Here is a 16,411-nt window from a genome sequence, read left to right on the forward strand (position 1 = left end):
ATGGGCGAACGCCCCGCAGGCCGGGCCTGGCCCTGTCGCTGGAAACAATGTTGGAAAACTGTGGTTTATTCGTCAAAGCCTGGGACTGCCGTCGCTTTCTACCCCCATGCTGAACGCGTGGCATACGGGTGTCGGCCTGCAATGTTAGAATGCGGGCTGACTTTATTCCCCCTTCTTTTCTGTAGAACGATGCACATAGCCGATACCCTGAGCACTCTGAATGCCTTGTCGCCATTGGACGGGCGTTATGGCAGCCGTACCGCCCCCTTGCGTGGCCTGTTGTCCGAAGCCGCATTCATGTGGCATCGCGTGGAGGTCGAAGTGGCCTGGCTGATCGGCCTGTCCGACGCGGGTCTGCCTGAACTGCCTACTTTCTCTGCCGAAGCCCGCCAGGTACTCAAGAGCCTGGTGCAGAACTTCTCGGAAGACGATGCTGCCCGCATCAAAGCCATTGAGCGCACCACTAACCACGACGTGAAAGCCGTGGAATACTGGTTGAAAGAAAAAGTGGCCGACCACGCCGAACTGTCCGCCGCGGCCGAGTTCATTCACTTCTCCTGCACCTCCGAGGACATCAACAACACCTCGCACGCCCTGATGTTGACGCGTGCTCGTGAGCAGGTCATCCTGCCTCAGTTGCAGGAAGTGTGCGATGCCATCAAGGCTCAGGCCCGTCTGCATGCCGAGCAGCCTTTGCTCTCGCGCACCCACGGCCAGCCTGCCAGCCCCAGCACCATGGGCAAAGAGTTCGCCAACGTGGCCGCGCGTTTGCAAAACGCCATTACCGCTATCGCCGCTGTTCAGCCTCTGGCTAAATTGAACGGCGCAACCGGTAACTACAATGCGCACTTCTCGGCTTACCCCGAAATTGACTGGCCAGCATTCAGCAAGAAAGTGCTGGGTGGTTTGGGTCTGACGCAAAACGTCTACACCATTCAGATCGAACCGCATGATTGGATGGCTGCCCTGTTTGACGCGATCGCCCGTGCCAACACCATCCTGCTGGACTTCAACCGTGACGTTTGGGGCTACATTTCCCTGGGCTACTTCAAGCAGCGCCTGAAAGAAGGCGAGATCGGTTCGTCCACCATGCCGCACAAGGTGAACCCGATTGACTTTGAAAACTCGGAAGGCAATCTGGGCCTGGCCAATGCCATGCTGCGTCACCTGTCCGAGAAGCTCCCTATCTCTCGTTGGCAGCGAGACCTGACGGATTCGACCGTGCTGCGTAATCTGGGCGTGGCCCTGGGCTACAGCGTGGTGGCCTACGACGCCTGCCTGCGTGGTATCGGCAAACTGGAACTGAATGCTGCCGCTGTGGATGCGGACATTGATGCTTGCTGGGAAATCCTGGCCGAACCAGTTCAAACCGTGATGCGTCGCTACGGTTTGCCTCAGCCTTACGAACAACTCAAAGCTCTGACACGTGGCCGTGGTATTACCGAGGAAGCGTTGCGCGAGTTTATTGGTGGCCTGGAGCTGCCCGCAGACGCTAAAAACTATTTGCTTGAGCTAACTCCACGCAGCTATCTGGGCGTCGCGGTACAGTTGGCTCAGGCAATCTAAATCCAAACGGCTGTGTTCTTGCACAAGGGCACCGCCGATCGGGTTTCTTGAGCCAGTGCTTTATGAAGTGTTTTATGTTTCATCACACAGGAGTTCCCATGAAAAAACTTGCGTTTTTGACTGCCGCTGCCGCTTTGTGCGCCGCGTTTGTCACGCCAGCTACAGCCCAATTCGCCAAGCCTGAGCAAGCGGTGGACTACCGTCAAGCCAGCATGGCCTTGATCGGTTCGCATTTTGGTCGTATGGCTCCCGTCGCTAAAAAGGAAGCTCCTTACGACGCGGCTGCGATCGCCAAGAACGTGGAAGTGCTGACTGTTTTGGCTGCTTTGCCTTGGAGCGCGTTTGGTGCCGGTACTGAAGGCGGCGAGACCAAAGCAGAAGCCTGGAGCGATGCTCAGGGTTTCAAGCAAGCGACAGACGATTTCACCACGGCAATCGACAAGCTGAAAGTGGCTTCCGATTCAGGCGACTTTGATGCCTTCCGTGTGGCTTTTGGTAATGTGGGCAAGTCCTGTAAGACTTGTCACGACGCTTACCGCAAAGAAAAATAAGCAGCCGTTTTGCTTATAAAAAAAGCCCTCGAGAGAGGGCTTTTTCTTTTAGGTTTGTACCTGTGTTTGAAGGGGGCTGTTTGCCTGTGGGCAAGATAGTCAAGAATCATGATGGGATCTCAGTGTTGATAGCCCGTTTCACCGTGGGTGCGGATATCCAGACCTTCGCGTTCATGGTCAGCATCGACACGTAAACCACCGCAGACGACTTTGGCAATCTTGAAGGCAATCCAGGCGGCCACACCGGACCAGACCAGAGTCAGCAAGACGCCTTCGAGCTGAATCCACAACTGCATCCAGATACTGTTGCCAGCAGCGGTGCCGGGACCACCTAGAACAGGTGCGTTGAACAGACCCGTGAGCAACGCGCCCACAATTCCGCCCAAACCGTGAATGCCAAACACGTCCAATGTATCGTCGGCACGCAGCCAGCGCTTCAGAACATTAACGCCCCACAAGCAAGCCAGGGAAGTAATCAAGCCAATGGCCAGTGCACCGGAGGGAGCCACAAAACCGGCTGCTGGGGTAATGCCGACCAAACCTGCAATGGCACCCGAGCAAGCACCCAGCAAGGAAGGATGACCTTTGCTGATCCATTCGCCCAACGTCCAGGCCACAACGCCAATGGCAGCGGCCAACATGGTGTTGAAGAAGGCGAGCGTGGCATTTTCATTGGCAGACAAAGCCGAGCCAGCGTTGAAACCGAACCAGCCTACCCACAGCAGAGCCGCACCAATAAAGGTCAAGGGCAGGTTATGAGGTGGCATGGCTTCACGACGGTAGTTCAAGCGTGGGCCAATCATCCAGGCTCCGACCAGACCCGCAATACCAGCATTGATGTGTACGACCGTTCCTCCCGCAAAGTCCAGCGCGCCACGGGTGTTGAGCAAACCGCCGTTCTGTCCATCGGCAAACCAGACCATATGGCAGATAGGCAGATAGGCCAGGGTGAACCAGATCACAGTAAAGACCAAAATGGCGGACAGACGGGTACGTTCTGCCAGACTGCCGACAACCAGGGCGCATGTCAGACCGGCAAACGTGGCCTGGAAAGACGCAAACAGCAGTTCAGGCAGGGTGCCCGACATGGAGAACTGTTGGTCAGCGGCAGTAAACATGCCATTGAACAAGACCTTGTCGAAACCACCAATCAAGGGATTGCCAGCGGTAAAAGCCAGCGAGTAGCCATAGATAAACCACAGCACCACCCCCAAACTGAACACCAGCAAGGTTTGGGACAACATGGACAAGGCATTTTTTTGACGCACCATCCCTGAGTAAAACAGGGCCAGGCCCGGCGCGGCCATCATTAGTACCAGAAGCGTGGAGACCAGCATCCACGAGAGATCAGCGTTGTTCATGATGGAGTCTCCGATTACAGGGCTTGCTCATCGCATTCGCCGGTGCGGATGCGGATGACGTGGTCCAGCGGCTGGACAAAGATCTTGCCGTCACCAATACGACCGGTGCGGGCGCTGCTTTGAATGGCTTCCAGAACGCTTTGCAACTGCTCGTCGGGAATAGCCAGTTCAATGCGGATCTTGGGCAGGAAGTCGACTGCATATTCTGCACCGCGGTAAAGCTCAGTGTGGCCTTTCTGGCGACCAAATCCTTTGACCTCGGTCAGTGTCATCCCCTGTATGCCCAGATCGGAAAGGGCCTCGCGTATCTCGTCAACCTTGAAGGGTTTGACGATGGCGGTAATTAATTTCATAGGTGTTCCTGAAGTAAACACAGGCAAGCTGGCCTTGCGGATGCAATGGAACACCGAGGGGGGTAGGAGACGGTTGAGAGGGGGCCGACCGGGATGGGTAATCCTGGTGGATGGCTTGAGTGCAACCGGCAGCGCCGGTTTGAGCGACTCTCCGGCTGTCAGCAGGATGTGCGACAGCGCGAACGCAAGTGGTAGGCAAGCGGACCTGTGTTGTAGGTTGAAGAGCAACACAATTCCGGCAAGGCGAGTAAGCTAGCTAGGCACGTGACCCCGGTCTTGCCTAGTCGGTGGGCAGCAAGATAACAGCAGCGCTCTGTGACGCCTGTCTCCGCTCATCTCACCACCGCAGGAACAACGACTATGGAAAAATAATATATGTTGCAACGCAACAAGTGCGCATTGTGTGCATTTTTTTTTAAAATAGTCTTAACTTTGCAACATTTTCCTGCTGCCAAAGCATGATTCAAATGTGGGGCAAGGCGCTGGCAGGGCAGCGACATTTTCTGCGCTGCCCTGGATTGCGCCTACATGGCAGGGGTGCAGGATGTTTGAGTGGGCGAGGTCTGTCAGTTCCTGGCTTTGCTAGGCGGCTCATTGCCCGGGATTTTCTTCGGATCGGGTTCGGGGTTCGGCGTTTTGCCCGGAGGTGTGGTGTCGGGGGCCTTGGTCGGATCAATGGCAATCAGCATGACAATCTCCTGATGTGATGATCTGTTAGCCTAGCGGGTTTTTGTAGTGGGCGAAGTAAACAACTATGACCAGAAGATGGCTGCGCAAAATTGGGGTAGCGATGTGCTGGATCGATGCGTCCAGACGCAAAAAAGCCCGCTGTAGCAGCGGGCTAATTTACGGTGTTGCGGCATGGTGTACCGCAAACAGCAGGATATCTGGTGGGTCGTGACAGACTCGAACTGTCGACCAATGGATTAAGAGTCCAGTGCTCTACCAACTGAGCTAACGACCCCCGTTTCCTGCGAAGAAAATGATTATAGAACGGAAATTATGTAGCGCAAGGACGGGTTACATAATTTTACGTTTATCAGGAAGCGGGATCAGGTCGAGTGAAGGTGTCGCACATGTTCAGTTGCCCGGTTTGATAGCCTTGCATGAACCAGGCCATGCGTTGTTGCGCGCTGCCATGGGTAAAAGAGTCTGGAACCACATAGCCTTGAGACTGCTTTTGCAAGGTGTCATCGCCCACGGCTTGAGCCGCGTCGAGCGCAGAGCGGATATCGCCCGGCTCCAGGATCTGGCGTTGTGCATCGGCGTGATTGGCCCAGATGCCGGCGTAGCAGTCTGCCTGCAGTTCCAGACGTACGGACGCCTGACGGGCTTGCGAGGCCGAGCCGCTGCGACGGGCTTCATCCACACGGCGCATCATGCCCAATTGGTTCTGAACGTGGTGGCCCACTTCATGCGCAATCACGTAGGCAGGGGCAAAGTTTCCCTTGACGCCCATCTTTTGCTCCATCTCGGTGAAAAAGCCCAGGTCTATATAGAGCTTTTGATCGGCCGGGCAGTAAAACGGGCCCATGGCCGATTGGCCTGCGCCACAAGCCGTGGGAGTCGCGCCGCGATACAGAACCAGTACGGGATCGCGGTAGCTGCCATTGGTTTGCTTGGCAAAAATATCGCGCCAGACATCCTCGGTTTCACCCAGGATTTTGGCGATGGTTTGGCCCTGTGTATCCGAGGCGGCAATCGGTTGAGATTGCGGGGCGCTGGTGGGGCCACCGGCCAGGTTCAGCACCACATTGGGGTCGACCCCAAAGTACAGGGCTACCAAGGCCAGCACGATTGTCCCCAAACCGATCTTGCCGCCGCTCAGGCGTGGCCCATTGGCACGGCGGTCCTCGACATTACGGCTGGAGCGAGATTTATCCAGACGCATCACGCTCTCCTTGAATTTGAAAACGTCAATGTACTCTGATTTGCGGGCCAAAGCAGGGGCATTTTCGATTCTTGTCATCTTCTAAAGGGAGGGGGACTTTAATTACCCCATCATGACAAGTCTTTGAATTACTTGGGGTAATGCGACTTGTCCAAAGGCTATCCCCGCGCTTGCCCACTGAAAATGTGGATAAGTGGATAAGTAAGTCACCCGGACGCTGCGGTATGCTACTTTTCTCAGGGCGTAGCCTACTGGAGAGCGAGTATGTTGGGAGGAACCTTGTTGGCCTTGCGCGACCATGCGCGCGTGCGTGCCATCGGATCGGTCATTGCTCGATACGGAATCGGGGATGTGATGCATCGTCTGGGTCTGTCGGAGCTGCTGCCCGGTAACAAAACCCCGGTGGCGACAGAAATGCCCGAACGCTCGGCGCCTGAACGTTTGCGACGTGCCCTGGAGGAGCTGGGGCCTACCTTTATCAAACTCGGTCAGATTCTGGCCACACGCAATGACCTGCTGCCTCTGGAGTGGACCCAGGAACTGGAAAAGCTGCAAGGTCATGCCGCGCCGGTGCCTTGGGAGACTATTCGACCCGAATTGGAACTGGCTTTAGGGCAAACCGTAGACCAAGCCTTTGCGCGTTTTGATATCCAGGTGCTGGCCTCGGCTTCTATGGCGCAGGTGTATCGTGCCTGTTTGCGGGACGGTACTGAAGTGGTGGTGAAGGTGCAGCGCCCCGGTCTTGAGTCTTTGATCCAGGCTGATCTGCGTTTGCTGAAACAGATTGCCCGCTTGGTGCAGCAGCAGGGTTTGTTGCCTGAGTATCGCCCCTACGATATTGTGCGCGCCTTGGCCGAAGCCATTGCCGATGAGCTGGACTTTACGCGCGAAGCAGCCAATACCGTGGCTGTGCGCGAGAATATGCAGCCCTTTAAAGACATTGTGGTGCCGCGCGTTTATATGGAGTGGACCAGTGCCACCGTCATGGTGCAGGAGTTTGTGCCCGGAGTCTCACCAATTCAAGAGGCGCAGTTGCAAGCCATTGAAGTGGATCGCCCCTTGCTGGCGCGCCGGGGAGCCTTGGCGTTCTTGCATATGGTTCTGGAGGATGGGCTATTTCATGCCGACCCGCACCCCGGCAATATGATGGCGTTGCCGGGCAATCAGGTCGCCTTTATTGATTTCGGTCTGGTCGGTCATTTGACGGAACGTCGTCGTCAGCAATTGCTGGTTCTATTGCGCGCAATTGTGGACGGGCAGGCCGATGGGGTGGCTACCACCTTGCTGGATTGGTCGGGTGCGGAAGATTTTGATTGGAGCCGGCTGGAAGAAAGTGCCCAGCGCTATGTTGCCCGACAAAGTAGTGGGCTTTTGTCCATTTCGGTTGCTTTGCTGGATTTTATGGCGCTGGCGCGTGAGAACCATTTGATTTTGCCGCCGGATCTGGCTTTGCTGTTCAAGGCTTTTATCACCGCGGATGGCGTATTGAAACGTCTGGACCCGCAATTTGATGTGGTTGAGGTTGCACAACCGGTCATTCTGGCTTTGATGCGTAAGCAGTATTCCCCTCGTCGTGTTTATGCAGACTTGCAACGCAGCTTGCTGGAGTCCCGTCAATTGGCGATGGATGCGCCTCAATTGCTGCGTTTGCTGATGCATCGCGTCCGGCAAGGCAAGATCTCTGCCCGTATTCAAGTCGAGGGTATGCCGCGTCTGGCCTCATCGCTGGAAAAGGCGGCTACCCGTTTGGCCATTGCGATTGTGACGGCGGCCTTTGTATTGATTTTGGGGCCGGTGCTGGTTACACGCGGCCCCGCTTGGCTGGGCCTGACTATTTTTAGCTGGGCCGGTTTATTGGCCGCCGTTCTGGGGCTGGTTCTGGTCTTGTGGGGATTTTGGCGACGGCGCTGAAAGTATCGTGAGGCCGTCGCTCTTTGTGCAGAGAGTGTTCAAGCGGCTAGTCACCATCCAGTTTAAAAGACGGCTAGTAAAAATGCGGCTCAGCCCAAACAATCCCCGCATTATCCCCAGGTTTATTCACAGCTTCTGGGGATAAGTCAGGCTTACATAAAGTCGTCCATGCCGCCGCCTACCGGTGCCAGGCCGGTGATCCAGTACACGCCCCAGGCAATCAGTACGGCAATGAGCAGAGCGAGTAAACGGGTTTTCCAGTTGTCTTTGCTGGCAGGTAGCGCAGGTTCACTGGGTACGGGCATGCTGCCCTTGACCATGACGCTGGTTAATTTCTGACCACCCAGGACGCGATACAGGAAAATAGCCAGGATATGCAAGCCGATAATGGCCAGCATGATCCATTCGTTGGCTTTGTGCAGACCCGTCAGGGTTTTGGACCAATCGCTGCTGAGATAGGCCAGAGGGCCTGAGGTAAAGATATCGTCGTTGGCAAACAAACCAGAGATGGCCTGAAAACCAAACACAATCAGCATGACCCAGACCGACCAGGCGCCGACAGGATTGTGGCCTGGGTAGACGGCAGGTTTATCACGCAAATAACGCAGGCTGCGTATCGGATTGGGGAAGAAGTGGCTAAAGCGCGAGTAGTAGCCACCGATCAAACCCCAGACCAGACGAAAGGCCAACAGTCCCAAGGCCAGCAGACCAAAGCGTACGTGCCAGTCCATCCATAGCCCGCCAACTTTGATTGTCACAAAACAGCCCACAATGCTAATGACAAACAGCCAGTGGAACAAACGGGTGGGTAAATCCCAGACAAGTAAAGGGCGGGTTGTGGAGGTTTGCATAGGGAAAATCCGGAGAGACGTAAACACCTGATTATAGTCAGTGTTCCGTTTGAGTCCGCTGCTCCTTGCAGGTTCCCCTTACTGCATAAGTGGACGGCGCTTGCGTAAACTGATTTTGCGCCCATCGTATCGGTATTCGTCGATCATGGCCGGATTGTCCTGGCTGGGTGTTTCCATAATCAGGGTTCGGCCGTGATGACGGACCCGGATTTTGGCGCTGCATGAGCCAAAGGCTGGCGAGACGGTATAGCCCTGGGACGATACGGTGACCCAATGGTAATTGATCGAGCAAGCACCCAGGCCCTTGTCGACTGAAATCAGGGCGGTTTGATTGTTGGCTTGCTTGAAAGCGTAGGGGATATTGATCATCCCTTTTAGCTCTGGCTCTATGGTCTTTGCGTCCAGTTGCAGCCGCGCTTCGTAGACATAATCGCTTTGGCTTACCTGCAGTGTGCCGTAGGGGCTATCCAGACTGAGCTGCGAGGGCGGTTGAGGCCAGGCCTGGCTTGCCGCGCCGTGGGCGACAAACGGTTGCAGGGCTAAAGCAAGCCCAATGACAACGTAGCGGATAAAGACCTTAAGGGCGGGCATGATCAATTAGGGCTGAGGACGATCAGGACTCAGTGAAAAACACAAAGTGCCATAGATCGTCTGTATTTGTAAGTTTCATAACATTTTATGTATTTTCTTGTTGCGTAGAATACCGGATAGCAGAATTTTTCGCTATAAGGATAAGAACATAAGGTGATTATTTCACTCCTGTGTCGTGGGCAAAGAGCGGTAATTAGCCCTGAAAAGCATCATGTCCCAGACTGAAAGAAACCGGCTGAATTGGGCTATCATTGCCAAGTCGCCCCGGATGGGGCCAAGCCGCATTTCTTCGCCGCAGCAGAGACTCATTATGCAATCCACCCCAGATGCCGCACTGGCGTCAGAATCGGGCTCCGCGCTTGCAGCCCAGCAGGCCAAACCCGGTGTTTTACTGGACTATGTCAGCTCCAGCCGTTTGCCCACGCCTTGGGCTGTCTTTCAAATTCATGTGTTTGTAGAGCGCAGCAATCAAAAAGAACACGTCCTATTGACCCTGGGGGACGTGGCCGATGGCCATCCCGTCCTAGCCCGTGTGCACTCCGAGTGTTTGACAGGCGATGCCTTATTTAGCCTGCGCTGTGATTGCGGCCCTCAACTGCAACTGGCGCTGGAACGTATTGCGACGGCTGGCCGTGGCGCCCTGATGTATTTGCGCCAGGAAGGGCGAGGCATTGGTCTGGTGAACAAGATTCGTGCATACAAGCTGCAAGATCAGGGAGCCGACACCGTAGAGGCCAACGAGAAGCTCGGTTTTCCGGCCGATATGCGTCGCTACGATATTTGCAAGGATATGCTCGAGCACGTTGGTATCCAGAAACTACGTCTGATGACCAATAACCCGCGCAAGGTAAAAACCTTGCAGGACATCGGTATTGATGTGGTGGAACGCGTGCCGCATCAAATTGAAGGTAATCCCTTTAACGAGGCCTACCTCAATACCAAGCGTTTGCGTTTGGGGCATTGGCTGGAGACAGACGAATAAGCGCGGGGCCAGCCTGACGCCCTGTGAGCGCCTGTACGGGTTCAAGGATCATTGGGCTAAGACTGGACTTGCACGCTTAGGATAAAGGGCCATGCATAGGCCCTTTTTTGTCGCCGGGCCGTCCCAAGACAAAAAGCCCCCCCTTGGGGGGCAGCAAGCCGAAGGCGTAGCGAGGGGGCCCTTTCCGTCGTCGGGCCGCCCCAAAACAAAAAGCTCCCCCTTGGGGGGCAGCAAGCCGAAGGCGTAGCGAGGGGGCCTTTTCCGTCGCCGGGCAGGAACAAGAAGCCGGATGCGACAAAAAACAAAGCCAGACTGGACCGAGGTCGCAGTCTGGCAGGAGCGTAGCGTGCTCAGCCCTGGGAGTTGAAACAACACCAGATTCTGAGCGAGGCCGCGTGACGGCGCGAGTGTTGCGGCCTGATTGACTCGGACCGCGTCTGTTTTAGGCGGTGCTCTTTTCCAGCAAGGCGCTGACACTGGCTTTGGCATTTTCTACAATCTGGTTGCGCAGCTCAGGTGCTTTGCCCAGGCCTTCAGCGTACACAATACGTAGGTCTGTTATGCCCATGAAGCCGAACATCACGCGCAGATAGCTTTCCTGGTGCTCCATGGCCTGGCCTTGCTCCGATTCGGAGTAGATGCCACCACGGCTCAGAACCAGATATACCGTTTTGTCGCCGGCCAGACCTTCTGGTCCATTGCTGGTGTAACGGAAGGTGCGACCAGCTTGAGCCAGACGGTCCATCCAGGCTTTGAGCTGGCTAGGGATGGTGAAGTTGTAGAAGGGGGCGCCAATCACAATGACGTCCGAGGCCAGAAACTGGTTCAGGTATTGTTCGGTGATCGCATTCTCGGCGCGTTGACGTTCGGTCAGGGTGGCAGGGTCCAGGCCCAGGCGCATGCCCAGGGAGTCAGCCGAGAAGTGAGGGGGCGGGTTCAGGGCCAGATCGATATGCTCCACTTGGACTTGATCGTTTTGCTGGCGCAGTTGATCAACCACAAATTGTGAAAGTTCGCGGGAGACGGAGTTCGCGCCGGTGATGCTGGAGTCTACGTGTAGCAGTTTCATGATGTCTGTTGTCCAAAGCGATGAAGGAATGGTGTCATTATGTTTGATGCTCATACCTTTGATAAGCCGGCTTTTCTGAGAAAGATTATTCTAATTTTGTTTGTAATTCTGGAAAGCATCCCTGTATGTATGACTTAAATGACATGGTGTTGTTTACCGAAGTGGTGCAGCGCGGCGGGTTCAGCGCAGCCGCTCGGCACCTGGGTATGCCGCCATCGCGCGTGTCGCGGCGTCTTAGCCGCCTTGAAGCCGAAGTGGGTGTGCGCCTGTTGCAACGCACCACGCGTAGCCTGTCTCTGACCCCGGCCGGGGAGGTGTTCCTGCGTCATTGCCAGGCCATGCGCGACGAGGCTGAAGCGGCTTATGCCGCTGTTGCACAAGTGCAGCAAGAGCCGCGTGGTCTTTTGCGTATCAGTTGTCCGGTCACCTTGGCACATACCGTCTTGTCGACCGTGTTCGCCCAATTTCTGATCCGCTATCCCCAGGTTGAGCTGGAGGTGGAGGTCAGCAACCGTGTGGTCGATCCGGTGGCCGATGGAATTGATGTGGCCTTGCGAGTACGCAGCACCCTCAGCGATAGCGCCAGCTATATCGTGAAACGCCTGGGCGAAACCGGAGCGATTCTGGTCGCCCAGCCTAGCTTGCTGGCGCGGTTTGATCCGGTGCGAGGCCCGGCAGATTTGGTTAAATTGCCCACGGTGGCCATGTCGGCTCGGCAAGGTCAAAACGAATGGGAGTTGTACGGTCCCGAGGGAGCCAGCGTGACGGTAACGCACAGGCCACGCTATATGGCCTCGGATTTATTGACCTTGCGTGAGGGGGTAGAGCAGGGCATAGGCGTGGGTATCTTGCCCGACTATATGTGCTGCGATGCCTTGAAAGCTGGACGTTTGGTGCAGGTCCTGCCGCAGTGGGCCCCCTTGCCGGGGATCATTCACGCCGTATTTGCCTCCCGCCGAGGCATGGCCCCGGCGGTGCGGCATTTTCTGGATTACCTGGGTGAGCAACTGCCAGTGCATCACCCGCAGATTTAACCGTCGTGGCCTGCAGTGGCTGTAAAGGGACAACTGCGTTGCGCGGGCAAAATCGCCCAGTTCAGATCAATCATGGGGCTGCGTTCAGAGGACCAGCGCTGTTCGGCCAGCCCCTTGATGGGGGCTTGTTCATACAGTTCAAGCAAGGAGTTTGGCGGCTTGCCTCGGGTCTGGATGCTGTAAACAATCAGGGCCCCGCATTGCAAATCCTGCGGCAGTTTCAGCCAGGGCGAAGCGGCAGGATCGGCATCGATAAAGACCATGACGTCCTGGCCTGCATGAACAGCGATATTTCCACCCAGCCAGGTATCCGCTACCACGACCTTTAGGGGGATGCCGGGCATGTGCTCTTTCCAGATGGCCTGCATCTGGGCAGACACCTCGGGGCCGGGGAAGGTGGAGCGAGAATCCCGGCCTGTATACCAGGCCAGTGGACCACGGGCCAAGGCATAGCCCGATGCCAGCAGAATTTGCAGCACGATCACAATAATGGCGATACGGCGCAACTGAATCTTGTCCTGGCCATGCAGGATCCACAAGGCAAAAAAGCCATACAGCACAAAGAACGTCGTGGCCCAAGAGGCCACCAGACGGGTGCCCATAATGGCTGAAATCAAGACTGTGCTGATCATGGGGGTCAGGCCCACCCATAGCACAAACTGCTTATCGCTGCGGGAAATCGCATCGGCATAGCGCTGCTTGTCTTGCAGGGCGGTATCCGACTGAGCCCGCTTTTTCTTGTCCCGATGGTTCCAGATACCCAGCGCGATCATGGCCACTATCATGGGGCTCAGTCGCCCTAGTTGGTCCAGGCTAAAAGCTAGTAGCTCTTTGTAGGCCTGCCAACGAGTATGCGTTTCCAGCGAGCCATCCATATATCGGAAGGGGGCGAAGTCATGCTTTACCAGCCAGTACAGGTGGGGGGACAAAACCAGTACATAGGCAAGCAGGGCCAGACCCACGCCTACCCAGGTTTGTCGTTGACGCCACATGCCGCTGCGCAGGAAATACAAAAAGAAGGCGGTGAACAGAATAACGGCGCTGTATTTGGTGACGGTAGACAGCGCCGCGACTGCGCCCAGCCACAACCAGTCTGCCGGTTTCTGGTCCCGGCTGGCACGATAGAAAAACCAGGTCGCGGCGGTTACGGACCACAGCTGGGCCGTGTTGTGATTAAAAATAGTGCCGCGCAAGGAAAAGTAAATACAGACAGAGCTGATCAGCAAGACCATCAAGGCGCGCTCAGGATTCAGGAACTCGCAGGCCAGTTTCCAGATAAACCATAGTCCCAGCACCGAGGCTGTCATGCCTGCTGCAAAGGTCAGCCAGGCCGGGCGTCCGAGCATACTGGTCAAGGCGGCCATCACCCACGAGGGGAAGGGGGGATGTTTCAGATAGCCCAGCTCAAAACTGGCCGACCAGACCAGCTCTTCCATGCCGTCCAGGTCAGGCGCTTTGTGGCTAATAGCCATCAAAACGGACCACAACAAAACCATGAATAACAGATACAGCAGCACATAGCGCTGGTAGGTGTCGGATGGGGGAGACGCTGGGGTTTGGGCAATCATGCGTAGGACGAAAGCGTAAAAATAATTAAGTGTACTTCCAGTGCGTTGAAAATCACCGATTGGACAGGCGCACTAATCTGGGCTACGATGCGCTTCGTCATTAGGGAGTAGCCGCTTCGAATGAGCGAAGATCAGCGTCAACATACTTGACCTATACAGGGTCATGGCGCTGGTAGCAACTTAGCCTGGCAAGACTTTTGACCATAGACCTTCGCGTTTGGCCGGGAGGGTTTGTGGTCATTCGTCTCGTATCCGGCCAGGAGTTGTTATGGAAGCGTTGTTTATCTCCACGGGTGTGGTTGCTCTAGCAGAAATTGGGGACAAAACCCAGTTGCTCGCCTTTATTCTCGCAGCCCGCTACAAACGCCCTTGGCCCATTATTCTCGCTATTTTCATAGCAACCTTAGTCAATCACGGTCTGGCTGGTGCCATTGGTGCCTGGGTTCCGGCATTGCTGGATCCTGAAGTGCTGCGTTGGGTGCTGGGTATTTCCTTTCTGGCCATGGCCATCTGGATTCTGATTCCCGACAAGATCGACGATGCCGAGACCACACGTACTCGCTTTGGTGTGTTCGGGACCACCCTGGTCACCTTTTTCCTGGCTGAAATGGGCGATAAAACCCAAATCGCCACGGTCGCTTTAGCCGCTCAATATCAAGAATTCGGTTTTGTGGTGCTAGGTACGACTTTGGGCATGATGCTGGCCAACGCTCCGGCCGTTTTGTTCGGTGAGCGCATCGCCCGCCGTTTGCCTATTCAGTTGGTCCACCGGATTGCAGCCGGTATCTTTGCTGTGCTGGGTGTGCTGGCCCTGTTGGGCGGCACCCAAAGCCTGGGGTTCTAGCATAGCTAGGGGTTGGATACCACTTGCCGTAGTCGGCCCGGATGGGTTGACCTGCGACGAGCGGTATCCATATTCACAATGGGTGCCAGAGTCAAAGGCACAGGCGAGTGGGTAGGCGCGCTTTTTCCATGATTCAGGACACTGATCGCCTCTTGCAACTGGGCACCGTTCTGATTCAACTCTTGAGCGGTTTCGCTCAAATCATGAACCAGAGCGGCATTGTCGGTGGTAATTTGATCCACTTGTTTCAGGGCTTGGGTCAGTTGGCTCAAACCAATGCTTTGTTCACTGGTAGCGGTAGAAATTTCACCCATCAAACCCGCTACTTCAGAGACCGACGTCAGAATTTCCTGCATGGTTTGGCCCGCATGCGCTGCATGATTCGCCCCTTCGGCACTGAGTGTTTGGGTTTGAGTGACCAGTTGCTTGATTTCATCGGCCGCTTGGGCTGCTTGCTGGGCCAACGAACGCACGGCAGACGCGACCACCGCAAAACCTTTACCGGCTTCTCCAGCCCGTGCTGATTCAATCGACGCGTTGATTGACAGGATATTGGTTTGAAAGGCGATGTTGTTGATCATCGAGACGATATTGCCAATATGCTGCGAGCTTTCCAGAATCTGTTGCATGGACGAACTGACCTTCTGAACCGCCTCATTGCCACGACTGGCAATATCAGCACTGCGGCTGGCCAGTTCATGGCTGGCCTTGGCATTGTTTGCCGTTTGCAAGACGGTTTGTCCAAATGAGCTCATGCTGGCGGTAGTCTCTTGCATGGAGGATGCTTGTTCTTGAGTGCGAGCTTCCAGCAAGGCACTATTGTCAGAGAGCTTACGTGATACCCGCTGATTGTTTCTGCAGCTCTGGTCCACGTCCGTGCTGATGCTCATCAGGCTTTTGCGCATCAGGTCCAGGTTTTGACCCAGTGTCTCCAGGTTTTTGACAGCAGGCCCACGCGTATTGACTGTCAGGTTGCCCGCCGCAATTTGTTGAGCGATGTGCGTGGCTGTTTTAAACGATCCCAAAACACGCCGCATCAAGATCGCTTGATAGCCCAAAATTATCAGCGTGCCTACGCCCAGGGAGCTGGCCAGCAGAGTCATGCTTTGCTGTGGCATTTCCGTATTCAGAATCATGGCAATAATCCCGCCGGTAATACCCAGATTCAATATGCCTTTGCGCAGAAAAGCCGCCAGTAAACTGGGGCCAAATAAAAAGCGTAGTCCTGCAAAAGGACGCTGCCAGCTGCGGACCGTAATATGGCCAGCGCGTATGGCCCGTGAACGATTTCGGCCCTCGCGCAGTTCCTGATAGAACTGTTCAGCGGCTTGAATAGCTTGAGGTTTTGCCCGTACCCGTACCGAGGCAAAGCCGGTTAGTTCACCTTGTTCAATAATTGGGCTGGCATGGGCTAGAACCCAATAAAAACCGCCGTCTTTACGGCGGTTTTTAACGACTCCAACCCACGAACGCCCCTGCTTTAGGGTATGCCACAAATCTGCAAAAACCTCGGAGGGCATATCGGGGTGGCGCACGATATTGTGTGGCTCGCCAATCAACTCCGCCCTACTAAAGCCGCTTACCTCGACAAAGGCCGGGTTTGCATAGATGATGCGCCCGGCCAGGTCAGTTTTGGAGATGAGATATTGTTCGTCCAGCAGCTCGGTTTCGATGCCGGTAATTGGTAGGTTCTTGCGCATAACCTTCCCCTTTATATTTTTGTATCAGCAAAAGACGCGCGATAAACGGATCAATTTCTTGTTGTGAATTTTCGTGAATAGTATCATTTGATCCGTTTTTTATGTCTAAAAATAAAAAATTGATAATCAAATGAAAATC

15 protein-coding genes, 1 tRNA gene and 1 riboswitch are annotated in these 16,411 nt (G+C 55.2%); of the genes, 6 read left to right on the forward strand and 10 right to left on the reverse strand.

Features of this window, described 5'->3' with window-relative positions; genetic code table 11:
• The first annotated feature begins 189 nt into the window (after positions 1–189).
• Both purB and LNA76_RS01975 read left to right on the forward strand, forming a co-directional pair.
• Positions 190–1,566 (forward strand): adenylosuccinate lyase, encoded by a 1,377-nt coding sequence (gene purB, locus LNA76_RS01970; protein ID WP_230017763.1) that lies wholly within the window; start codon positions 190–192, stop codon positions 1,564–1,566.
• Between the two features lie 98 nt (positions 1,567–1,664).
• On the forward strand, positions 1,665–2,117 hold the full coding sequence (locus LNA76_RS01975) for a c-type cytochrome (protein ID WP_125276580.1): 453 nt from the start codon (positions 1,665–1,667) through the stop codon (positions 2,115–2,117).
• 119 nt (positions 2,118–2,236) lie between these two features.
• Here LNA76_RS01975 and LNA76_RS01980 read toward each other — a convergent pair whose 3' ends face one another.
• The 5 genes from LNA76_RS01980 to ypfJ all read right to left on the reverse strand — a co-directional run bounded on the left by LNA76_RS01980 (position 2,237) and on the right by ypfJ (position 5,722).
• The gene (locus LNA76_RS01980; protein ID WP_094197213.1) at positions 2,237–3,478 is read right to left on the reverse strand and encodes an ammonium transporter; all 1,242 of its coding nucleotides are present in this window, start codon (positions 3,476–3,478) and stop codon (positions 2,237–2,239) included.
• A gap of 14 nt (positions 3,479–3,492) precedes the next feature.
• Positions 3,493–3,831 (reverse strand): P-II family nitrogen regulator, encoded by a 339-nt coding sequence (gene glnK / locus LNA76_RS01985; RefSeq protein WP_009456229.1) that lies wholly within the window; start codon positions 3,829–3,831, stop codon positions 3,493–3,495.
• A gap of 566 nt (positions 3,832–4,397) precedes the next feature.
• On the reverse strand, positions 4,398–4,520 hold the full coding sequence (locus tag LNA76_RS17940; RefSeq protein ID WP_257502692.1) for a hypothetical protein: 123 nt from the start codon (positions 4,518–4,520) through the stop codon (positions 4,398–4,400).
• A 199-nt stretch (positions 4,521–4,719) separates the two neighbouring features.
• Positions 4,720–4,795: transfer RNA gene (locus LNA76_RS01990), tRNA-Lys, on the reverse strand.
• Between the two features lie 75 nt (positions 4,796–4,870).
• Positions 4,871–5,722 carry a KPN_02809 family neutral zinc metallopeptidase gene (ypfJ, locus tag LNA76_RS01995; RefSeq protein WP_094197212.1) on the reverse strand — a complete coding sequence of 284 codons (852 nt, stop codon included), beginning with the start codon at positions 5,720–5,722 and terminating at the stop codon, positions 4,871–4,873.
• A 264-nt stretch (positions 5,723–5,986) separates the two neighbouring features.
• On the opposite strand from ypfJ, the gene LNA76_RS02000 reads away from it, so the two are divergent.
• A complete protein-coding gene (locus LNA76_RS02000) occupies positions 5,987–7,633 on the forward strand; it encodes an ABC1 kinase family protein (protein ID WP_094197211.1) in 1,647 nt (548 codons plus the stop codon).
• Between the two features lie 152 nt (positions 7,634–7,785).
• On the opposite strand, the gene LNA76_RS02005 is transcribed toward LNA76_RS02000, so the two are convergent.
• Both LNA76_RS02005 and LNA76_RS02010 read right to left on the reverse strand, forming a co-directional pair.
• Positions 7,786–8,484, reverse strand: a complete 699-nt coding sequence (locus tag LNA76_RS02005; RefSeq protein WP_108727702.1) for a cytochrome b/b6 domain-containing protein — start codon at positions 8,482–8,484, stop codon at positions 7,786–7,788.
• 78 nt (positions 8,485–8,562) lie between these two features.
• On the reverse strand, positions 8,563–9,075 hold the full coding sequence (locus LNA76_RS02010) for a hypothetical protein (protein ID WP_094197209.1): 513 nt from the start codon (positions 9,073–9,075) through the stop codon (positions 8,563–8,565).
• A gap of 310 nt (positions 9,076–9,385) precedes the next feature.
• On the opposite strand from LNA76_RS02010, the gene ribA reads away from it, so the two are divergent.
• A complete protein-coding gene (ribA, locus tag LNA76_RS02015) occupies positions 9,386–10,057 on the forward strand; it encodes a GTP cyclohydrolase II (protein ID WP_094197208.1) in 672 nt (223 codons plus the stop codon).
• 442 nt (positions 10,058–10,499) lie between these two features.
• On the opposite strand, the gene LNA76_RS02020 is transcribed toward ribA, so the two are convergent.
• Positions 10,500–11,126: an FMN-dependent NADH-azoreductase gene (locus LNA76_RS02020; RefSeq protein ID WP_094197207.1), complete on the reverse strand. Its 627-nt coding sequence runs from the start codon at positions 11,124–11,126 to the stop codon at positions 10,500–10,502.
• A 125-nt stretch (positions 11,127–11,251) separates the two neighbouring features.
• On the opposite strand from LNA76_RS02020, the gene LNA76_RS02025 reads away from it, so the two are divergent.
• Positions 11,252–12,160, forward strand: coding sequence for a LysR family transcriptional regulator (locus LNA76_RS02025; protein WP_108727701.1), 909 nt, complete (start codon positions 11,252–11,254; stop codon positions 12,158–12,160).
• On the opposite strand, the gene LNA76_RS02030 is transcribed toward LNA76_RS02025, so the two are convergent.
• Positions 12,157–13,728 (reverse strand): glycosyltransferase family 39 protein, encoded by a 1,572-nt coding sequence (locus tag LNA76_RS02030; RefSeq protein WP_125276584.1) that lies wholly within the window; start codon positions 13,726–13,728, stop codon positions 12,157–12,159. The genes LNA76_RS02025 and LNA76_RS02030 overlap by 4 nt on opposite strands.
• Positions 13,729–13,818: 90 nt before the next feature.
• Positions 13,819–13,996, forward strand: a riboswitch (yybP-ykoY riboswitch).
• Here LNA76_RS02030 and LNA76_RS02035 point away from each other — a divergent pair.
• A complete protein-coding gene (locus LNA76_RS02035) occupies positions 13,997–14,572 on the forward strand; it encodes a TMEM165/GDT1 family protein (protein WP_121739168.1) in 576 nt (191 codons plus the stop codon).
• 5 nt (positions 14,573–14,577) lie between these two features.
• Here the strand turns inward: LNA76_RS02035 and LNA76_RS02040 are convergent, their stop codons facing one another.
• Positions 14,578–16,272, reverse strand: coding sequence for a methyl-accepting chemotaxis protein (locus LNA76_RS02040; protein ID WP_230017764.1), 1,695 nt, complete (start codon positions 16,270–16,272; stop codon positions 14,578–14,580).
• Positions 16,273–16,411: the final 139 nt, after the last annotated feature.

The organism is Alcaligenes sp. MMA (genome assembly GCF_020907215.1).
Lineage (GTDB): Bacteria > Pseudomonadota > Gammaproteobacteria > Burkholderiales > Burkholderiaceae_B > Alcaligenes > Alcaligenes aquatilis.